The organism is Enterobacter sp. T2, from assembly GCF_010692925.1.
In the GTDB taxonomy this organism is placed as follows: domain Bacteria; phylum Pseudomonadota; class Gammaproteobacteria; order Enterobacterales; family Enterobacteriaceae; genus Enterobacter; species Enterobacter kobei.
Window position 1 is genome coordinate 1,236,637 of the sequence record NZ_CP048736.1, and the last position, 20,510, is coordinate 1,257,146.

At 60.6% G+C, this 20,510-nt stretch carries 20 protein-coding genes; 12 read left to right on the forward strand and 8 right to left on the reverse strand.

Annotated elements, in window-relative coordinates; all coding sequences use genetic code 11:
- Window positions 1-64: 64 nt before the first annotated feature.
- Genes fepC through fepD form a run of 3 tightly spaced genes read right to left on the reverse strand, consistent with a single transcriptional unit; the run spans window position 65 to window position 2,849 of the window.
- Window positions 65-859, reverse strand: coding sequence for an iron-enterobactin ABC transporter ATP-binding protein (gene fepC / locus G0034_RS05815; RefSeq protein ID WP_047027593.1), 795 nt, complete (start codon window positions 857-859; stop codon window positions 65-67).
- The gene (gene fepG / locus G0034_RS05820) at window positions 856-1,848 is read right to left on the reverse strand and encodes an iron-enterobactin ABC transporter permease (protein ID WP_047027592.1); all 993 of its coding nucleotides are present in this window, start codon (window positions 1,846-1,848) and stop codon (window positions 856-858) included. The genes fepC and fepG overlap by 4 nt, the downstream gene beginning before the upstream one ends.
- Window positions 1,845-2,849, reverse strand: a complete 1,005-nt coding sequence (fepD, locus tag G0034_RS05825; RefSeq protein ID WP_179120612.1) for a Fe(3+)-siderophore ABC transporter permease — start codon at window positions 2,847-2,849, stop codon at window positions 1,845-1,847. The genes fepG and fepD overlap by 4 nt, the downstream gene beginning before the upstream one ends.
- A 108-nt stretch (window positions 2,850-2,957) precedes the next feature.
- On the opposite strand from fepD, the gene entS reads away from it, so the two are divergent.
- Window positions 2,958-4,193, forward strand: a complete 1,236-nt coding sequence (entS, locus tag G0034_RS05830) for an enterobactin transporter EntS (protein ID WP_179120613.1) — start codon at window positions 2,958-2,960, stop codon at window positions 4,191-4,193.
- Window positions 4,194-4,276: 83 nt separating this feature from the next.
- Here entS and fepB read toward each other — a convergent pair whose 3' ends face one another.
- The gene (gene fepB, locus G0034_RS05835) at window positions 4,277-5,236 is read right to left on the reverse strand and encodes a Fe2+-enterobactin ABC transporter substrate-binding protein (RefSeq protein ID WP_179120614.1); all 960 of its coding nucleotides are present in this window, start codon (window positions 5,234-5,236) and stop codon (window positions 4,277-4,279) included.
- A gap of 187 nt (window positions 5,237-5,423) precedes the next feature.
- Here fepB and entC point away from each other — a divergent pair, with 187 nt between their 5' ends.
- From entC to G0034_RS05870, 7 genes are all read left to right on the forward strand, one after another.
- Complete coding sequence (gene entC / locus G0034_RS05840; RefSeq protein WP_032637224.1) at window positions 5,424-6,599, forward strand: isochorismate synthase EntC; 1,176 nt, start codon at window positions 5,424-5,426, stop codon at window positions 6,597-6,599.
- A gap of 9 nt (window positions 6,600-6,608) precedes the next feature.
- Window positions 6,609-8,219: a (2,3-dihydroxybenzoyl)adenylate synthase EntE gene (gene entE, locus G0034_RS05845; protein ID WP_179120615.1), complete on the forward strand. Its 1,611-nt coding sequence runs from the start codon at window positions 6,609-6,611 to the stop codon at window positions 8,217-8,219.
- Window positions 8,220-8,229: 10 nt separating this feature from the next.
- Window positions 8,230-9,084 (forward strand): isochorismatase, encoded by an 855-nt coding sequence (locus G0034_RS05850; protein WP_179120616.1) that lies wholly within the window; start codon window positions 8,230-8,232, stop codon window positions 9,082-9,084.
- Window positions 9,084-9,839, forward strand: coding sequence for a 2,3-dihydro-2,3-dihydroxybenzoate dehydrogenase EntA (gene entA, locus G0034_RS05855; protein ID WP_179120617.1), 756 nt, complete (start codon window positions 9,084-9,086; stop codon window positions 9,837-9,839). Before G0034_RS05850 ends, entA begins: the two co-directional genes overlap by 1 nt.
- On the forward strand, window positions 9,840-10,253 hold the full coding sequence (entH, locus tag G0034_RS05860; RefSeq protein WP_023332361.1) for a proofreading thioesterase EntH: 414 nt from the start codon (window positions 9,840-9,842) through the stop codon (window positions 10,251-10,253).
- Window positions 10,254-10,402: 149 nt separating this feature from the next.
- Window positions 10,403-12,508, forward strand: coding sequence for a pyruvate/proton symporter CstA (gene cstA / locus G0034_RS05865; RefSeq protein ID WP_179120618.1), 2,106 nt, complete (start codon window positions 10,403-10,405; stop codon window positions 12,506-12,508).
- A 59-nt stretch (window positions 12,509-12,567) separates the two neighbouring features.
- Complete coding sequence (locus tag G0034_RS05870; protein ID WP_179120619.1) at window positions 12,568-12,765, forward strand: YbdD/YjiX family protein; 198 nt, start codon at window positions 12,568-12,570, stop codon at window positions 12,763-12,765.
- Here G0034_RS05870 and G0034_RS05875 read toward each other — a convergent pair.
- From G0034_RS05875 to G0034_RS05890, 4 genes are all read right to left on the reverse strand, one after another.
- Window positions 12,762-13,166 (reverse strand): helix-turn-helix domain-containing protein, encoded by a 405-nt coding sequence (locus tag G0034_RS05875; protein WP_014882956.1) that lies wholly within the window; start codon window positions 13,164-13,166, stop codon window positions 12,762-12,764. The genes G0034_RS05870 and G0034_RS05875 overlap by 4 nt on opposite strands.
- Window positions 13,147-13,443 (reverse strand): type II toxin-antitoxin system RelE family toxin, encoded by a 297-nt coding sequence (locus G0034_RS05880; protein ID WP_179120620.1) that lies wholly within the window; start codon window positions 13,441-13,443, stop codon window positions 13,147-13,149. The genes G0034_RS05875 and G0034_RS05880 overlap by 20 nt, the downstream gene beginning before the upstream one ends.
- 183 nt (window positions 13,444-13,626) lie before the next feature.
- Entirely contained in the window at window positions 13,627-14,370 is a 744-nt protein-coding gene (locus tag G0034_RS05885; protein ID WP_014882958.1) for an SDR family NAD(P)-dependent oxidoreductase, read from the reverse strand.
- Window positions 14,371-14,429: 59 nt separating this feature from the next.
- On the reverse strand, window positions 14,430-15,518 hold the full coding sequence (locus G0034_RS05890) for an oxidoreductase (RefSeq protein WP_023336901.1): 1,089 nt from the start codon (window positions 15,516-15,518) through the stop codon (window positions 14,430-14,432).
- Window positions 15,519-15,677: 159 nt separating this feature from the next.
- Here G0034_RS05890 and G0034_RS05895 point away from each other — a divergent pair, with 159 nt between their 5' ends.
- Genes G0034_RS05895 through G0034_RS05910 form a run of 4 tightly spaced genes read left to right on the forward strand, consistent with a single transcriptional unit; the run spans window position 15,678 to window position 20,494 of the window.
- Window positions 15,678-17,180 carry a sugar ABC transporter ATP-binding protein gene (locus G0034_RS05895; protein WP_179120621.1) on the forward strand — a complete coding sequence of 501 codons (1,503 nt, stop codon included), beginning with the start codon at window positions 15,678-15,680 and terminating at the stop codon, window positions 17,178-17,180.
- The gene (locus G0034_RS05900) at window positions 17,177-18,172 is read left to right on the forward strand and encodes an ABC transporter permease (RefSeq protein WP_023332366.1); all 996 of its coding nucleotides are present in this window, start codon (window positions 17,177-17,179) and stop codon (window positions 18,170-18,172) included. The genes G0034_RS05895 and G0034_RS05900 overlap by 4 nt, the downstream gene beginning before the upstream one ends.
- Window positions 18,173-18,191: 19 nt before the next feature.
- On the forward strand, window positions 18,192-19,256 hold the full coding sequence (locus G0034_RS05905) for a sugar ABC transporter substrate-binding protein (protein WP_045268262.1): 1,065 nt from the start codon (window positions 18,192-18,194) through the stop codon (window positions 19,254-19,256).
- Window positions 19,253-20,494: an LVIVD repeat-containing protein gene (locus tag G0034_RS05910; protein WP_045268261.1), complete on the forward strand. Its 1,242-nt coding sequence runs from the start codon at window positions 19,253-19,255 to the stop codon at window positions 20,492-20,494. The genes G0034_RS05905 and G0034_RS05910 overlap by 4 nt, the downstream gene beginning before the upstream one ends.
- The last annotated feature ends 16 nt before the right edge of the window (window positions 20,495-20,510 follow it).

A 20,510-nucleotide genomic window follows, 5' to 3' on the forward strand; every position in this document is an offset into this window, starting at 1 on the left:
CTGTGCTTACCGGGCCTACGGGAGCTGAATGTAGGCCGGGTAAGGCGTAGCCGCCACCCGGCAGTTACCGCCGACCCAATGGAACCACCAGCGGCGTCCCCGCCACCGGATCGTCAATAATCATGCAGCGCATACCGTAGATCTGCGCGATCAGATCCGGCGTCACAATCTCCTTCGGCGCGCCCTGCGCCACAATCTCACCGTCGCGCAAGGCAATCAGATGCGTCGCGTAGCGGCACGCCTGGTTCAAATCATGGAGCACCGCCGCCAGCGTATACCCTTGGGTGCGGTTCAGCTCGCTCAGCAGCTCCAGCAGGTCAATTTGATGGCTGATATCCAGCCACGTTGTTGGCTCGTCCAGCAGCATAATGGAGGTTTCCTGCGCTAACACCATCGCAATCCACGCGCGCTGGCGCTGGCCCCCGGAAAGGGTATCGACGCTTTGTTGGGCGAGAGCGGTAATCCCCGTCGCCTGCATCGCGCGGTTTACCGCTTCATCGTCCTCTTTACGCCAGCGGGTAAACAGCGGCTGGTGCGGATAGCGCCCGCGCGAGACCAGTTCCTGCACCGTGATGTCCCCCGGCGTGGTGGCGTTTTGCGCCAGCAGCCCGATGCGCCTGGCCACCTCTTTGCTGGCGAAGCGCTGGATCTGCTCTCCGTCCAGAAACACGCTGCCCTGAACCGGGGTCATCAGGCGGCTCAGCGTGCGCAGCAAGGTTGATTTGCCGCAGCCGTTCGGGCCGATAATCGCCGTGAAGTGGCCGTCCGGAATAGCGACGGTTAAATCACGGGCAATGATTTTTTTGCCGTAGCCAAGGGTAAGGTTTTCGCCGCGCAAGCGGGTTGTTGTGTCTGTCATTTCTTGCGTGACTCCTGAACGAGCAAGACGATGAGGTAAATCCCGCCGAGGCTGACGGTTACCACGCCCACCGGCAGTTGATAAGGCATAAACAGCCGCTGGGCGCAGAGATCGGCGGCCAGCAGTAACAGCGATCCGCACAGCGCCGCCTGGGTTAATCCCCAGCGCGCGGTGCCGCTAAGACGCCGGGCGATGTGCGGGGCGACAAGCGCAATAAAAGATATCGGCCCGGCGATGGCGGTGGAGGCGGCGGTCAGTATTACGGCCACCAGCATCAGCATCAGGCGCGAGCGCTCAACGCTCACGCCCAGCGCGCAGGCGCTGTCGTCGCCCATCTCCAGCAGCCGCATGCGGCGCACCAGCAGCAGCGCGCCGATAAACATCAGCAAAATCAACGGCGCGGCGGGCCAGGTTTTGCCCCACGTCAGGCCGTTGAGTGAACCGGCATACCACAGCCCGGCGGAGATCGCGGTGTCCAGCGTGGCCTGCAGTAACAGCCAGGTGTTAAAGGCCATCAGCATGGCGCGCACGCCAATACCGATGATGATCAGGCGGAAGGTATCGATGCCGTTGCGCCAGGCAAGGAGCCAGATAACCAGCGACGTCAGAATACCGCCCGCCATCGCCGTAAAGGTGATGGCTGTCAGGTGCTGGCCGAACAGCACCATCGCCACCAGTACGCCACTCCAGGCTCCGGTATTCAGGCCCATTACGTCCGGGCTGCCGAGCGGGTTGCGCATCAGCGACTGGAAAATCGCGCCGCTGACCCCGAGCGCTGCGCCCACCAGAATCGCCATCGCCACCCGCGGCAGTCGCCATTCGGTGACCACCAGGGTGATATTGCGCGGGGCGCTGCCCGTGAGGGCGTGGAAGACCTGCACGAAATCGAGCGTGACCGCACCGCTTTGCAGGCTCCAGACCGCCAGCATAACCGTGGCGATAACCAGCAGAGATACGCTGGTTATTAAACGACGGGACAGAACCCTCATGCGCCACCTCCGCGTCTGAGTCGTACCAGGACGATCAGCACCGGCGCGCCGATAAAGGCGCTGACCACCGAAACCCGCAGTTCGCCTGGCACCAGTAGACGCCCGAGCACATCGGCAAACAGCAGCAGGGCCGGGGTGGCAAGCAAGGTGACTGGCAATGACCAGCGGTGATCGGCCCCCACCAGCCAGCGCGCCATGTGCGGCATCATCAGGCCGATAAAGGCAATCGGGCCGACCACGGCGGTCGCGCAGCCGCACAGGACGGTGATGGCGAGCAGGCCAACCAGCTGCGTGCGCGCCACGCGGTTGCCGAGTGAGGTCGCGGTGTCGCTGCCAAGACTGAGGCTGTTGAGCGCCCGGCTTAACAACAGCGCCACGGCGGCGGCGATAATGACCGGGAGCGCCACCACTTTCAGCGTGTCGAGAGTACGGATATCCAGCGAGCCGGCCTGCCAGAAGCGCAGCTGGTCGTAGACGTCCGGGTTGAGCAGGGCTATGCCGTTGGATGTGCCTTCCAGCATCGCTGCGAGCGCTACGCCAGCCAGCGTCAGGCGTACCGGGCTTAGCTGTCCACCGCCCTGGCTTCCGGTAAACGCGACCACCAGCGAGGCGGCCAGCGCGCCGCAAAAGGCCATCACCAGTTGCTCAGAAGGTGACGTCAATCCGAACAGCGCCGCGCCGAGCACGATGGCAAAGCTGGCGCCAGAGTTCACGCCGAGAATGCCGGGGTCCGCCAGCGGGTTACGGGTGAGGGTTTGCATCAGGGCCCCGGCAAGACCGAGGGCACCACCGGCCAGCAGTCCGGCGAGGGTTCGGGGCAGACGAGCGTCTAGCACGATAACGCAGTCGGCGCTCTGGCAGCTTCCGGAGAGCGCATCGACAATAACGGATGCGGGCAGGGACTTCGCGCCAACCAGCAGACTGAGTGCAATCGCAAGGATCAACAGCAGCAATAATACGGGCACGGCAATGGCGCGCACCGCAGAAGAGGAAAACGACATAGCAACATCCATGATTTGATAATGATAGTGATTATCGTTATCTATCTTATTTGGCTATGTTAGCATGTGCGCCCATGGAATGGGTAGAAATAGACTCAAGGCTTTGTCATGAATCAAAAATCCTGGCTGCTCAACCTCAGCCTGCTCAAAACGCACCCGGCGTATCGCGCCGTTTTTATCGCGCGCTTTATCTCCATTTTGTCCCTCGGGCTGCTCGGCGTGGCGGTGCCGGTCCAGATCCAGGCCATGACGCACTCCAGCTGGCTGGTGGGGTTATCGGTTACGTTAACCGGCAGCGCAATGTTTATCGGCCTGATGGTCGGCGGCGTGCTGGCGGACCGCTACGAGCGTAAAAAACTGATCCTGCTGGCGCGCGGCACCTGTGGCGTGGGCTTTATCGGGCTGTGTATTAACGCTTTGCTGCCGGAGCCGTCGCTGATGGCAATTTACGCTCTGGGGCTGTGGGACGGTTTTTTTGCCTCGCTAGGCGTGACGGCGCTGCTGGCGGCGACGCCTGCGCTGGTGGGGCGTGAGAATCTGATGCAGGCGGGGGCGATCACCATGCTCACCGTGCGCCTCGGCTCGGTGATTTCGCCGATGGTGGGTGGCCTGCTGCTGGCCACCGGCAACGTGGCGTGGAACTACGGGCTGGCGGCGGCGGGAACCTTCATTACCACGTTGACGCTGCTGCGCCTGCCGTTGCTGCCACCTCCGCCGCAGCCGCGTGAGCATCCGCTGAAGTCCCTGATGGCGGCCATTCGTTTTCTGTTCAGCAACCCGCTGATTGGCGGCATTGCGCTGCTCGGTGGCCTGCTGACCATGGCGAGTGCGGTGCGCGTGTTGTACCCGGCGCTGGCGGGCGAGTGGCAGATGAGCGCCTCGGAAATCGGTATTCTCTACGCCGCCATTCCGCTCGGCGCGGCGTGCGGCGCGTTGACTAGCGGTCATCTGGCGCAGAGCGGGCGTCCGGGGCTGATTATGCTGCTTGCTACGCTGGCCTCGTTTGTTGCCATTGGCTTCTTCAGCCTGATGCCGGTGTGGGCGCTCGGGGTGATGTGTCTGACGATCTTTGGCTGGCTGAGCGCCATCAGCTCGCTTTTACAGTACACCCTGATCCAGACCCAGACGCCGGAGGGGATGCTCGGGCGCATTAACGGTTTGTGGACCGCGCAGAACGTGACGGGGGATGCGATCGGTGCGGCGATCCTTGGCGGACTGGGAGCCATCATGAGCCCGGTGGCCTCGGCGAGCAGCAGCGGGTTAGTGTTAGCCGTTGTTGGCGTGATTTTACTGGCGGTTTTGGTGGAGTTGCGTCGGTTCAGGCAGGAGAGTGCTCCGGTGTGATTTGCCGGGTGGCGGCTGCGCCTTACCCGGCCTACATTTTGCACCCGTAGGCCCGGTAAGCGAAGCGCCACCGGGCGCAGTTATTACCTGAAAATTGCCTCTAAACGCTGTAACACCAACATCGCGCTGTAATAATCCAGGCGGAACGTCTCCGTTCCCAGCGCCCAGACGCGCTTGTTCTGCACAGCTGGCAGATGCGCCAGCAGCGGGTTGGCGTAGATCGCATCCACGTCTTTCTGGTCGCCGGCAAAGACAAACAGCCCTTCGCCGTTTAGCCCCGTCGCCAGGTTTTCCCCGCCCAACTGAATAATGTCGTGGCGTTTCCCCTGGCTTTTCGAGGTATGCAACCCGGCAGGCAGGTCCGCTAGCGTAAAGCCCAGCTGGTGCAGAAGCTTGCCCTGGGCCGATTCCGTGGTCCACAGGTTCGCCGTGTGTGCGGCAGCGGTATAGACGATGGCGTTCACTGGCTGCGGCGGCAGCGTCATCTGCTGCTTCACCTGGGCGAGCTGTTCATCAAATGCGGCAATGCGCTCGGTGGCCTGCTTTTCGTGTCCGGTCATCGTGCCCAGCTGCGTCAGCAGTTCCTGCCAGCTTTTGTCGTCGTAGTTGATGATAACCGTGGGCGCGATGGCCGAGAGCTGATCGTACAGCGCCAGCGCCGAATCCCCTCCGGTGGCGCTGATCAAAATCAGATCCGGCATTTGGGCGGCCACCGCCTCTGCGCTGGGTTCACCAATATACAGCCGCGCAACCTTACGCTGTTTCGCAATGTCTCCCCACTGGCGCAGGAAACCCTGCGCATCCGCGACGCGGTTATTCGGCGTGGTCGCACCGCTGGCGATAACCGGCGCATCAATTGCCAGCAGGGAGCCGGTCAGGGTCACGCTGGTGGAGACAATGCGCGTCGGTTTGTGCTCAAGGGTATGAACGCCACGGCTGTCGGTGACCTGACGCGGCCAGTCGGCGGCAATCGATGAGGTAACGCCTAAAACAAATACGCCTGTTAAAAAAAGGGCATTACGGAAAAGGGCGGGAAGATTCACAGCTCGGCATCCTGTTTTTATTGAAGATAATGCTTCTCATTTTCATGGTTGCCGGGGAGTGATGCAAGCGTTTGTCGAACAAGTTATTTGTCCGGCGGTTGACAGCGGGACGCTGTGGGATTAGGTTAGCCGACGAAAATATAAATGATAATCATTATTGCTTCTTTTATCGTTTGTGGAGGATGATATGGACACGTCCCTGGCTGAGGAAGTTCAGCACACCGCGACCACGCTGCCATCAGACAGCTTTTTCTTTATGTCGCCTTACCGCAGTTTTACCACCTCCGGCTGTTTTGCCCGCTTCAGTGAACCCGCCGTCGGCGGCGACGATCCGGCAGGTCACTTCCAGCAAAAATTAGCCCAGGCTTTCCGGAATGCGAAAGCCAGCGGCATTGCCCATCCGGTGATGGTGGGGGCCATTCCCTTTGATACCCGCAAGCCGTCGTCGCTGTTTATTCCGCAACGCTGGCAGACCTTTTCCCGTCCTGCGCGTCAGCAATCCGCACGTTATTTCTCCGGTTCACAGGCGCTGAAGGTGCAACAACGCACCGAGATCCCTGCGCAGTCCGTGTTTGAAGAGATGGTCGCGCGTGCAGCGTCGCTCACCGCCACCCCGCGGGTGAACAAGGTGGTGTTGTCGCGCCTGATTGATATCGCGGCTGATAAAAAGCTGGACAGCGGTGCCCTGATGGAGCGCCTTATCGCGCAGAATCCGGCCAGTTTTAACTTCCACGTACCGCTGGAGGACGGGGGCGTGCTGCTCGGCGCCAGCCCGGAACTGCTGCTGCGCAAAGAGGGCGCGCACTTTAGCTCGCTGCCGCTGGCAGGCTCCGCGCGTCGTCAGCCGGACGATGTACTGGATCGCGAGGCGGGTAATAAGCTGCTGGCGTCCGAAAAAGATCGCCACGAGCACGACCTGGTCACCCAGGCGATGAAAGCGATTCTGGAACCGCGCAGCCATCACCTGAGCATGCCGTCTTCTCCGCAGCTCATTACCACGCCAACGCTGTGGCACCTGGCAACGCCGGTGGAGGGCGAGGCGCGTGAAAACGAGAACGCCCTGACGCTGGCCTGCCTGCTGCACCCGACGCCTGCCCTGAGCGGCTTCCCGCATCAGGCGGCGAAAGCGCTGATTGCCGAGCTGGAACCGTTTGATCGCGAGCTGTTCGGCGGCATCGTCGGCTGGTGCGACAGCGAAGGGAACGGCGAGTGGGTGGTGACCATCCGCTGCGCGCGGCTGCATAAAAATACCGTTCGCCTGTTTGCCGGCGCGGGCATTGTGCCTGCCTCCTCTCCGGTGGGCGAATGGCGTGAAACCGGTGTGAAGCTTTCCACCATGCTCAACGTGTTTGGTTTGCACTAAGGAAGACTGATGACCATTCCCTTTACCCGCTGGCCGGAGGATTTTGCCCGTCGCTACCGAGAAAAAGGCTACTGGCAGGATCTGCCGCTGACCCACATCCTGACGGACCATGCGGACAGCGATGCCGTGGCGATTATCGACGGCGATCGGCGTATCACCTATCGTAACTTTAATCAGGCGGTAAACAACCTCGCGTCCGCACTTCAGGCGCAGGGGCTGCACCGTGGCGAGACCGCACTGGTACAGCTCGGCAACGTGGCTGAGTTCTACATGACCTTCTTTGCGCTGCTGCACATTGGCGTCGCGCCGGTCAACGCGCTCTTTAGCCATCAGCGCAGCGAACTGAACGCCTACGCTATGCAGATCAAACCCGCCGTGCTGATTGCCGATCGCGATCACGCGCTGTTCGCGGGCGATGATTTCCTCAACACCTTCGTGGATGCGCATCGGTCGGTACGCGTCGTGCTCCTGCGCGGCGATAAGGGCGAACACGCCCTGGACGCGGCGATTACCCGCCCGGCGGACAACGTCATCCCGAACCCGACGCCCGCCGATGAAGTGGCCTTCTTTCAGCTTTCCGGGGGGAGCACCGGCACGCCGAAACTGATCCCGCGCACGCACAACGATTACGACTACAGCATCCGCCGCAGCAACGAGATTTGCGGCATTACCGCGAAGACCCGTTATCTGAACGCGCTGCCCGCGGCGCACAACTACGCCATGAGTTCGCCGGGATCGTTAGGCGTTTTCACGGCGGGTGGCTGCGTGGTGTTAGCGAGCGACCCGAGCGCCACGCTCTGCTTCCCGTTGATTGAACAACATCAGATCAACGTCACCTCGCTGGTGCCACCGGCGGTCAGCCTGTGGTTGCAGGCGATTGCCGACGGCGCGGGGAACGCACAGCTTAAATCTCTCAAGCTCCTGCAGGTGGGCGGTGCGCGCCTTTCCGCCACGCTTGCCGCGCGCATTCCGGCGGAAATCGGCTGTCAGCTTCAGCAGGTATTTGGCATGGCTGAAGGGCTGGTGAACTACACCGCGCTCGACGACGCCCCGGAACGCATCATCAATACCCAGGGCCGCCCGATGTGTCCGGACGACGAAGTGTGGGTGGCAGATGAACACGGCAATCCGCTGCCGCGCGGGGAAGTCGGGCGTCTGATGACGCGCGGGCCGTACACCTTCCGCGGCTATTTTAACAGCCCGGAACACAACGCCAGCGCTTTCGACGCTGAGGGTTTTTACTGCTCCGGCGATCTGATCGCCATCGACGAGCAGGGTTACATCACCGTGCAGGGGCGCGAGAAAGATCAGATCAACCGCGGCGGAGAGAAGATCGCCGCGGAAGAGATCGAAAACCTGCTGCTGCGCCATGAGTCGGTGATCCACGCCGCGCTGGTGAGCATGGAGGACAGCCTGCTGGGCGAAAAGAGCTGCGCGTATCTGGTGGTGAAAAAGCCCCTGCGCGCGGTCGAGGTGCGCCGCTTCCTTCGCGAGGAGGGCGTTGCCGAGTTTAAACTGCCGGACCGCGTGGAGAGCGTGGATGCGCTCCCGCTGACGCCGGTCGGCAAAGTCGATAAGAAACAGTTGCGCCTGTGGCTGGCTGAACGGGCACAGGGCTGAGGAACAGAGTATGGCCATTCCAAAATTAACCGCTTACGCGCTGCCGACCGCTGCAGAACTGCCAGCCAATAAAGTGAACTGGGCGTTCGAGCCAGAACGTGCCGCGCTGCTGATCCACGACATGCAGGAGTATTTCCTGAATTTCTGGGGCGAAAACAGCGCCATGATGCAACTGGTGGTGGCGAATATCGCCAGACTTCGCGCGTACTGCAAAGCGCACAATATTCCGGTGTACTACACCGCGCAGCCAAAAGAGCAGAGCGATGAGGACCGCGCCCTGCTGAACGACATGTGGGGGCCGGGCCTGACCCGCTCGCCGGACCAGCAGCGTATTGTGGCCGAACTGACGCCGGACGAAGCGGACACCGTGCTGGTGAAGTGGCGCTATAGCGCGTTCCATCGTTCGCCGCTGGAGCAGATGCTGAAAGAGACCGGCCGCAACCAGTTGCTGATTACCGGCGTGTACGCCCACATCGGCTGTATGACCACCGCGACCGATGCCTTTATGCGCGACATCAAGCCGTTCTTTATCGCCGACGCGCTGGCGGATTTCACCCGCGACGAGCACCTGATGTCCCTCAACTACGTTGCCGGGCGTTCAGGCCGCGTGGTGATGACCGACGAGCTGCTGCCGTCCATTCCGGCATCGAAAACGGCGCTGCGCGCGCTGATCCTGCCGCTGCTGGACGAGTCCGATGAGCCGATGGATGACGAAAACCTGATCGACTATGGTCTGGACTCGGTGCGCATGATGGCGCTGGCCGCCCGCTGGCGCAAAGTGCATGGCGATATCGACTTCGTGATGCTGGCCAAAAATCCTACCCTCGACGCCTGGTGGGCGCTGCTCTCCCGCGAGGTGAAGTGATGTCGGGATTTGATTTCAGCGGCAAAACCGTCTGGGTGACGGGCGCGGGGAAGGGGATTGGCTACGCGACGGCGCTGGCGTTTGTTGACGCGGGCGCGCAGGTGACCGGGTTCGATCTGGCCTTCCCGCAGGACGACTACCCCTTCGCGACTGAAACGCTGGACGTAGCAAATGCCGCGCAGGTGAGTGACGTGTGTGGCCGCGTGCTGGCTTCGCTTGAACGCCTGGACGTGCTGGTCAACGCGGCGGGTATTCTGCGTATGGGGGCGACGGACCAGCTCTCGCAGGAGGACTGGCAGCAGACCTTCGCGGTTAACGTTGGCGGCGCGTTCAACCTGTTCCAGCAGACGATGGGCCAGTTTCGCCGTCAGCAGGGCGGGGCGATCGTCACCGTCGCCTCTGACGCGGCACATACGCCGCGTATCGGGATGAGCGCCTACGGCGCCTCGAAAGCGGCACTGAAAAGCCTCGCCCTGACCGTCGGCCTGGAGCTGGCGGGCAGCGGCGTACGCTGTAACCTGGTGTCGCCGGGGTCAACGGACACCGATATGCAGCGCACCCTTTGGACAAACGACGATGCGGAGCAGCAGCGCATTCGCGGTTTTGGCGAGCAGTTCAAGCTTGGTATTCCGCTTGGCAAAATCGCCCGTCCGCAGGAGATTGCCAGTACCGTGCTGTTCCTTGCCTCCGATGCCGCCAGCCATATCACTCTGCAGGATATCGTGGTGGACGGCGGCTCCACGCTGGGGGCGTAAATGATCTGGAAACGTCATTTATCGCTCGACGAGCTGAACGCGACCAGCATGAACACCCTGGTGGCGCATCTGGGCATCGTCTATACCCGCCTCGGCGACGACACGCTCGAGGCCGAGATGCCGGTGGATGGGCGTACCCATCAGCCGTTTGGCCTGCTGCACGGCGGCGCCTCAGCCGCGCTGGCGGAAACGCTGGGGTCGATGGCCGGATTTCTGATGACCCGTGACGGGCAAAGCGTCGTGGGCACCGAACTGAACGCCACACACCACCGTGCCGTGGCGCAGGGGAAGGTGCGTGGGGTGTGCCAGCCGCTGCATCTGGGGAGAACCAACCAGAGCTGGGAAATCGTGGTTTTCGACGAGCAGGGACGACGATGCTGTACCTGCAGGTTGAGTACGATGGTGTTGGGGTAAGTCATTTAGCTGAAAGTGATCGGCTTAACACTGTGGTGTAAATCTCTGGTTTGACCACACATTATTGCGTTTCAGAGTTGTTAAATATTTGCCGTTGTTCTAGAAACAAAATGTAACATCTCACTGTTTCACAACAACGGATAACCACGATGAACAACTCAGGGAAATACCTTACATGGGCAGGGCTCTCCGTTGTGGGAGCTTTTGCCCTGGGCTATATCGCCCTCAACCGGGGGGAACAGATCAATGCGCTCTGGATCGTTGTCGCCTCCGTCTGCATTTATCTGATCGCGTATCGTTTTTATGGCCGCTATATCGCGAAAACCGTCCTGGGCGTTGATGCGACGCGCATGACGTCTGCCGTGCGTCATAATGACGGTCTGGACTACGTCCCGACCGACAAAAAAGTGCTGTTCGGTCACCATTTTGCGGCGATTGCCGGGGCGGGCCCACTGGTGGGGCCGGTGCTGGCTGCGCAGATGGGCTACCTGCCCGGGATGATCTGGATCCTCGCGGGCGTGGTGCTGGCGGGCGCGGTGCAGGACTTCATGGTGCTGTTCGTCTCCACCCGCCGCGACGGCCGTTCGCTGGGCGAGCTGGTGAAAGAGGAGATGGGGGCAACCGCCGGGGTGATTGCCCTGGTGGCGACCTTTATGATCATGGTGATCATCCTCGCGGTGCTGGCGATGATTGTGGTGAAAGCGCTGACCCACAGTCCGTGGGGGACGTACACCGTCGCGTTCACCATACCGCTGGCGCTGTTTATGGGAATTTATATTCGCTATCTGCGCCCGGGCCGCATTGGTGAAGTGTCGGTGATTGGCCTGGTGTTCCTGGTCTTCGCCATTATTTCCGGCGGCTGGGTGGCGGAAAGCCCGACCTGGGCACCGTTCTTCGACTTTACCGGTATACAGCTGACCTGGATGCTGGTGGGGTATGGCTTTGTGGCGGCGGTGCTGCCGGTGTGGCTGCTGTTGGCCCCGCGTGACTACCTCTCTACGTTCCTGAAAATCGGTACCATCGTCGGGCTGGCGATCGGCATTCTGATTATGCGTCCGACCCTGACCATGCCTGCGCTGACTAAGTTCATCGACGGTACCGGCCCGGTCTGGACCGGCAACCTGTTCCCGTTCCTGTTTATCACCATCGCCTGCGGTGCGGTGTCTGGTTTCCACGCGCTGATTGCCTCCGGGACCACGCCGAAGATGCTGGCGAATGAAAATCAGGCCTGCCTGATTGGCTACGGCGGCATGCTGATGGAATCCTTCGTCGCCATTATGGCGCTGGTTTCCGCCTGTATTATCGACCCGGGCGTCTACTTCGCGATGAACAGCCCGATGGCGGTACTGGCCCCGGCCGGGACCGTTGACGTCGTGGCGTCTGCTGCGCAGGTGGTCAGCGGCTGGGGCTTTGCGATTACCCCTGAAACGTTGACGCATATCGCTAATGAGGTGGGCGAGCAGTCAATTATCTCCCGTGCGGGTGGTGCGCCAACGCTGGCGGTGGGTATGGCCTACATTCTCCACGGTGCGCTGGGTGGGCTGATGGACGTGTCGTTCTGGTATCACTTCGCCATTCTGTTCGAGGCGCTGTTTATCCTGACGGCGGTGGATGCCGGTACGCGTGCGGCGCGCTTTATGCTGCAGGATCTGCTGGGGGTGATCTCCCCGAACCTGAAGCGTACCGATTCGCTCCCGGCTAACCTGCTGGCGACGGCGCTGTGCGTGCTGGCGTGGGGCTACTTCCTGCATCAGGGCGTGGTGGATCCGCTCGGCGGCATTAACACGCTCTGGCCGCTGTTCGGTATCGCTAACCAGATGCTGGCAGGCATGGCGCTGATGCTCTGCGCGGTGGTGCTGTTCAAAATGAAGCGCCAGCGCTATGCGTGGGTGGCGCTGGTGCCGACCGCGTGGCTGCTGATCTGTACCCTGACGGCAGGCTGGCAGAAAGCCTTCAGCCCGGATAACAAAGTGGGCTTCCTGGCGATTGCCAATAAGTTCCAGGCGATGATCGACAGCGGCAAGATCCCGGCGCAGTACACCGAGTCTCAGCTGTCGCAGCTGGTGTTTAATAACCGTCTGGATGCCGGGCTGACCATCTTCTTTATGGTGGTGGTCGTGGTGCTGGCGTTGTATTCTCTTAAAACCGCGCTGGCAGCATTGAAAGTGGATAAGCCAACGGCGAAAGAGACACCGTATGAGCCAATGCCTGAAAACCTGGAAGAGATTGTCACCCAGGCGAAAGGGGCGCATTAACCAGTGTGCCGGGTGGCGCTAGCGCTTACCCGGCCTACATTTTCTGTGAGACCAGAACGATGTTCGACACCCTCTCCAAAGCAGGTAAGTACCTGGGCCAGGCCGCCAAAATGATGATTGGTGTGCCGGACTACAACAACTACGTTGAACATATGCGCGTCAACCACCCGGACCAGACGCCCATGACCTACGAAGCCTTTTTCCGCGACCGCCAGGACGCCCGCTACGGCGGCAAGGGCGGGGCGAAGTGCTGTTAACCCTCTTTTGGTAAATAGAGGCTGATCTGCTCCTGCTTGCAGCCGTAAATTGCCGCCAGCTTTTCGCGGGTACGTTTTTGCGGGCGGGAGTCCAGCGCTTCCAGCTGTGAGACGGCGGACTGGGTGATGCCGAGTTTCTGCGCCACCTCCTGCTGGGATAACCCGCAATGGATGCGCCACGCGGCCTGCAGGCTGACGTTCTCGTTATGCATGATGTCGCACACTTCCCCCGGTAAACCTACGTCATCATAACAATCGTGTTCGACTTCAATATCCTCCAGATCATCGTCGGTTTCGTCGTCGATTTCTGCCATCTGTAAGCACATACGAAAGTATTCATCATAGGGAATAACCACGTACTGCGTTTTTCCGTCATCGTCCTTAATTAGCTGAACAGCCATAGGGGGCTTTCTCCTCGTGAAGGTAGGTCGTTGTTGTTCTGCGCTTGACGGCCAAAACATAACAATGTTTATCGGGATCGTCCCGAAGTGTAATCAGAATGCGGTAATCGCCAACGCGTAGCCGGAAATGATTTTCTGTCGCCGATATTTTTTTGATATCGGGCTGGGGAGCTGAGCGATCGTCTAGCTCAGAAAGTTTAACTTTGATTCTTCGCTGATATCGGCCATCGATTTTGGAAAACTCTTTCTTTGCATTCTTTGACCAGACAATCTTCATCCGTACCTCCACTGTACGCCCACACAAAATATAAGGAAATAATAAGACTATTAGATAAAATCCGAATTTCTAATGGGGTACTGTAGAGCGGCGAAAAACCGCGAGAAAGCGGCAAAACGCAAACCGTCGAGGCGGCCCGGAAGCGCCTCTGCCGGACGACAGAGGCTTGCAGAAAATATGCGATCAGGCGTTCAAACCGCCGTCCACGTCCAGACCGGTACCGGAGATCTGCCCGGCGGCCGGGCTGGCGAGGAAAGTGACTGCCGCCGCGATGTCTTCCGGCTGACCGTAATGGCCGACCGCAATCATCTGGCGCTGGGCTTCCGCCTGTTCCCCGTCCTCCGGATTCATATCGCTGTTGGTCGGACCGGGATGCACCAGGTTGACGGTGATGCCGCGCGGGCCGAGATCGCGCGCCAGGCCGCGGGTAAGAGAGTTGAGAGCCGACTTGGTCATGGAGTAAACGGCAATACCGGGCATGGCCACGCGGTTTGCCAGGCAGCTGCCGATGTTAATGATGCGCCCGCCGTCAGACATGTGCACCAGCGCTTCCTGAATGGCGATCACCACGCCGCGGATGTTGACGTTGATCAGGGCGTCAATGTCAGCCAGCGTCATGGACTCCAGCGGGCCACCGCGCGCGATCCCGGCGTTGTTGACCAGAATGTCCAGCCCGCCGAGCGCGCGCGCCGCATGGGTGACGGCATCCTGAATCGCCTGCGCGCTGGCGCTGTCAGCCTGTACGGCTTCACCGTATCGGCCAAGCGCTTTTATCTCATCGGCGACCGCCTGGGCTTTATCGGCTGATTTTTCATACGTTATAACCACATCGGCACCGGCGCGGGCCAGCGACAGGGCTATCGCACGGCCCAACCCACGGCTGGCGCCGGTAACCAGCGCTTTCTTACCTGTTAAATCGATCTGCATGATGACCTCGTTGCGAGAGAGTGGTGAGAATCATCATTAGGTATAGACGGTCGGCGCATTTAACGGGGGAATGTTTCCACCTTCTCAAACGCGGCGCGCAGAACGTCAGGGGTTAACTCAACGGGCAGATAATGAATCGACTCCACCGGACGCAGAGTGTGGGTAATAACCTTATCCAGCGCGTCGCGGTTATTAATATCAACGTCCAGTTCGCGTAGCCGGGTCGGCAGGTTAAAGCGTTGATAGGCCGCCACCAGCTGCGCCAGCACGTCGTCCTGGCCGAGCAGGGCGCTTTGCACCAGAATGCCGTAGGCCACCTTGGTGCCGTGCAGGTATTTTTCCGTCTGCGGCAGCACGGTTAAGCCGTTATGTACGGCATGCGCCGCTGCCACGCGGGTGTAGCGCTCGCCCAGACCGCCGACCATTCCACCGCCGGCAACGATCGCATCCACTACGTCCCGGAACGCCTGCGATAACTCGCCACGCTGTTGGTCTGCCAGCGCTTCCTCGCTGCGTTCCAGCAGCACGTCGCGGATCGCCAGCGCGCTGTTGATGCCCAGCCGCACGGTCAGGGGCAGGTTTTCCGGCTCAGGTGCCAACACAACCGCTTCGTACCACTTCGCCAGCGTGTCGCCGATGCCCGCCAGCAGGTATTCCGCCGGGGCATTGAGAACGATCTGCGGCTCCACCAGCACCAGGAAGTTCGCGTCGTCGAAAATCTCAAACTGCAACGCCTGGCCTTCATCGTTGTACCAGACGGAGAGCGGGGTCCACGCCGCGCAGGTCGCGGCGATGGTGGGGATGCCCACGAACGGTACACCTGAACGGCGCGCCACGGCTTTGACGGTATCCATCACCGCGCCGCCGCCGATGCCTATCACCACGCTGACGTCGCTGCCGGCTTCATTCACCAGGTGGCTGACGTCGCGCTCGCTGCAGTGGCCCTTAAACAGCAGGTGTTTTGCCCCCGGCGCGTCAAAGCTCGCTGGCAGGAAAGGGCGCGCGGCTTCGATGGCGCGCTCGCCGTAAATCCACACCGCGCGGGAAAGCTGCTCTGGCGTGAAGAAATCATTGAGATGCGCAAGGCTGCCTGGGTGGGAGAAGTAGTTCGCCGGGCCGGGCACGACGCGGATATCGGTATTGCTCATGGTGTTGTCCTTTTTTAGCACGCGCTAACCCGATGTTATGTCTGGACATCCGGATGGCTAATAATATTTCGCTTTATCTTATGCCTTTTCCGTCGTTGTCAGTCAACCGGCGCTGTGAAAAATTCGATAAATCAGAAGAGTAATGAAGGATTTACGCGGATGGTTTCCAGTCGCCTTGAGATGCGTGGTATCAGCCTGGCCTTTTCCGGCTTTCAGGCGCTGTCACGGGTGGACTTTACCCTGAGCGGAGGGTCGGTGCATGCGCTGACCGGCGCCAACGGCGCGGGGAAATCGACGCTGATGGCGGTGCTGTGCGGAACGCACGATCGCTATGAAGGCGAGATTTGCATTAACAACCAGTCGGTGACGATCCGCGAGCCGCTGGACGCCAAGCGGCTGGGCATTCACCTTGTGCAGCAGGAAGTGGACGTGGCGCTGATCCCGGGGCTGAGCATTGCCGAGAACATCATGCTCGACCAGCTTGCGCAGCCCGTGCACCGCTTCAGCTGGCGTGCGGTTCGTCACCAGGCGAGACAGGCGCTGGCGCAACTGGACGTGTCCATGGATGTTCGGCGATCGGTCGACAGCTGCACGCTTGCTGAAAAACAGCAGATTTTGCTGGCGCGGGCGCTGTCCCATCATTGCCGTTTTTTAATTCTGGATGAACCCACCGCACCGCTGGATGCACACGAAAGCGAGCGCCTGTTTGCGGTGGTGAGACGCCTGCAGCAGCAGGGCATCGGCGTAGTGTTTATCTCGCACCGTATTCACGAGCTGAAAGCCATCTGCGACACCCTGACGGTGCTGCGTGACGGCAAGCTGATTGAGTCCGGCCCGATGGCCGATCTCAGCGGCGAAGCGATCGTTGAGAAGATGCTTGGCCACGTGCTGAGCGATATTTACCCGCCTGCTCGCCCCCCGCACAGCGACGAAACGTTGCTGCGCGTAGAGGGCCTGCACGATGACGCGCTGCTGAAAGATATCTCCCTTCACCTGCGCAAAGGCGAAATTCTGGGCATTGCCGGGCTGGCGGGCGCGGGTAAAACCGAACTTTGTAAGGCGCTGTTTGGCGCCACGAAAAGCCGGGTGGCACAAGGCGAATTGAATTATCAGCCCTGGAAACCGCACGACCCGGCCGACTCGGTGCTGCGCGGGCTGGCGCTGGTGCCGGAGGAGCGGCGCAAGGAGGGCATTTTTATCGACGAGCCCGTGAGCATGAACCTTGCCGTGTGCGCCGATAACAGCTTCTCGCGCTGGAGCCTGTTTGGTCATCGTCAGGCGTGGCGCTGGGCTGAAGAGGTGATCGCCCGCGTCGGCGTGCGTGCGCGGGGGCCGGGGCAGGTGCTGCGCCGTTTATCCGGCGGCAATCAGCAGAAGGTCGCCATCGGTAAATGGCTGCGTAATGATGCCAGCGTGCTGATTTTCGACGAGCCGACGAAGGGCGTGGACGTGAAAGCTAAAACCGATCTGTTCCAGCTGATTGACGGCCTGGCGCGCGAGGGCAAAGGGGTGATTTATGCCTCGGGTGAATTTGCCGAGCTGGTCGGGCTGTGCGACCGCATCTGCGTGCTGTGGGACGGACGTATCGTGGCGGAAATCGCCGGGGCCGAGGCCCGTGAAGAGACACTACTTTATTATTCAACCGGAGGATCGGCGTCGTGAGTAAGGCCCTTTCAGTGACTGCGGCGGCGTCAGGCCGTCAGCATATTTTCGATTTTCTCTACAAGTGGGGGATGTTGCTGACCGTCGTCGCGCTGGTGGCGGTGTTTGGCCTGGCCTCGGACAACTTCCTCGATCCGAACAACATCATCAACATATTGCGCGCGATCGCCATCGTGACGGTGATTGCCATTGGCGTATCGATTTCGCTGACCGTCGGCGGGTTCGATCTCTCCGTGGGATCCACCGCGTCGCTGGCAAACGCGCTGGTGATATCGCTTTTCGTCTGGCACGGCTTCGGCACTACCGAGTCGATTCTGATTACCCTTGCGCTCTGCACGCTGGTGGGGCTGTTCAACGCGTTTCTGATCGTCATCCTGCGTATTCCGGACATGCTCGCAACCCTCGCCAGCCTGTTTGTGATCCAGGGCGTGGCGATGACTTACAGCTATGGCGGGTCGATTACCGAAAACATGGTGCTGCCGAGCGGTGATATGGCGGAAGGGACCATTCCGGCGGCGTTCAGCCTGCTGGGGCAGGTGCCGACCATCGTCATCATCATGCTGGTGGTGACGGTTCTCGCGCAGCTGGGATTGTCCCTCACCACGCATGGCCGACGCATGTACGCCATCGGCGGCAACCCGGAAGCCGCGCGCCTCTCCGGTATTCGCACCACGCGCTACAAGGTGGCAGCTTACGTGATCGCCTCGCTGCTGGCGGGGCTGGGCGGGATTTTGCTGGCCTCGCGCATTGGCTCGTCGCAGGTGAATGCCGGGGGCGGTTATCTGATGGATGCGGTGGCCGCGGCGTGGATCGGCTTCTCGCTGGCGGGTTCCGGCAAGCCGAACGCGCTGGGGACGCTGGTTGGGGCAGTTATTCTCGGCGTGCTGTCGAACGGGCTGGTGATGCTCTCCGTGCCGTATTACGCCATGGACATTATAAAAGGGCTGGTGCTCGCGGTGGCGCTGGCGATGACCTACATACAAAAACGCTGATAACACAACAGGATAAAAAATGAAAAAAATTGCACGCTCATTGGTAGCACTTGGATTATTGACTGCGCTGCCAGGCTTCGCGGCCACGCCCGCACCGGTGCCGGCTGCCATTGCGAACCACGAGGGTCCGATCCGCATCGCGGTGATCCGCAACCTCGGCTCCGACGACAACACCACGCAGTTTGTGGCGGGGGCGATTCAGGAAGGGAAGAAACTCGGCTTTAAGGTCAGCACTTTTTTAAGCAACGGGGACGATGCCAAATTCCAGGACTTCGTGAACCAGGCAATCAGCCAGAAGTACGACGGGATTATCCTGTCTCAGGGGCGCGATCCGTACTCCACCGCGCTGGTGAAGAAGGCGGTGGATGCCGGGATTAAAGTCGCCGTGTTTGATACGGCGGTGAACGGCGAGATCCCGGGCGTAACCGTTACTCAGCAGGATGATGCTTCGCTGACGAACCTCTCCTTCGGCCAGCTGGCGAAAGATTTCAACGGCAAGGCCAATATCGTCAAGCTGTGGGTGGCGGGCTTCCCGCCGATGGAGCGTCGTCAGGCGGCGTACAAGGAACTGCAAAAACAGTATCCGGAGATCAAAGAGCTGGAATCCATTGGCGCGGTCTCCTCTGACGTGCAGGGGGATACTGCCAACAAGGTGGGCGCTATCCTGGCGAAATACCCGAAAGGAAAAATCGACGCTATCTGGGGCACCTGGGATGCCTTCAGCCAGGGCGCGTATAAGGCGCTGAAAGAGAACGGACGCACCGAGATCAAACTCTACAGCATCGATATATCTAACCAGGATCTGCAGCTGATGCGTGAGCCGGGCAGCCCGTGGAAGGTAAGCGTGGCGGTGGATCCGAAGCTGATTGGCGCAACCAACGTGCGTTTGATAGCCAATAAGATTGCCGGAGAAGCGACCCCGGCAACCTATGACTTTAAAGCCGCTGCCATTCCGCAGGGGCTGCTGACCGCCCAGCCGGGTGGGGTGAACGTGGCGTCGCTTGGGAAAATCATTCCGGGCTGGGGCCAGACGGACGATTTTATCGCGCCGTGGTTTGCGACGCTGGAAGCTAAAAATAAATGAGTGTGCTCCCTACGCCCGAATACAGCCGCAATATGCGGCTGATTGGCCATAGCGACCAGGGCGGTCGCCCGGACGGCGTGCAGCTGATGGTGCATCACGGTTTCGCGTATATCGGTCATATGGTGTCGCAGGGTTTTTCCATCGTCGATGTGCGCGACCCGAAAAACCCGAAAGCGGCAGGTTATGTTCCCGCGCCGCCCGGCACCTGGAACGTGCATTTGCAGGCGCATGACGATCTGTTGCTGGTGATCAACGCCCGGGATCTGTTTGCCGATGCCCGCTTTGCCGATGAGAAGGTTTACTACACCCGTCAGGTGGGGGAGACCGTCAGCGACGTGCGGGACAAAGGCTGGAGCGCCGGGCTGCGGGTGTTTGATATCTCTACCCCGGACAAGCCGCGTGAAATCGGCTTTCTTTCGCTGAGCGGCATCGGGATCCACCGCATCTGGTACGTCGGCGGGCGCTGGGCGTACGTGTCGGCGCTGATTGACGGCTTTACCGATTATATCTTTCTGACCATCGACCTGGCCGACCCGCGCAAGCCTGAAGTGGCGGGGCGCTGGTGGCTGCCGGGGATGAACCAGGCCGAAGGGGAAAAGCCCAGTTGGCCCGAAGGGAAGCGCTACGCGCTACACCACGCGATTATCGCCGGCGATACCGCCTATGGGAGCTGGCGCGACGGTGGCCTGACGCTGCTGGACGTGAAAGACCGCACTCAACCAAAGCTGATTAGCCATCGCAACTGGAGCCCGCCGTTTGGTGGCGGGACGCATACCGCGCTGCCGCTGCCGGACCGTTCCCTGCTGGTGGTGCTCGACGAAGCGGTGCTGGATAACCAGGAGGATGGGGAGAAGCTGATCTGGCTGTTTGATATCCGCGAGCCGTCGAACCCGGTGAGTATCTCGACTTTCCCGCAGCCGGATGAAACCGACTACGTGGCGAAAGGGGCGCACTTTGGGCCGCACAACCTGCACGAGAACCGGCCGGGGAGTTTTGTCAGCTCGACGCTGATTTTTGCCACTTACCAGAACGCGGGCGTACGCGCGTATGACATTTCCAACCCGTATCGCCCGGTGGAGACCGGTGCGCTGGTGCCAGCTGCGCCGGAAAGAATGATGGATACGCGGCCGAATCGCCCGCAGGTGATCCAGTCCTGCGACGTGTTTGTGGATGCTCAGGGGATTATCTACAGCACGGATTATAACGGTGGGTTGTCGGTGATTGAGTATTTGGGGTGAGTGCGGATTGGTGTCC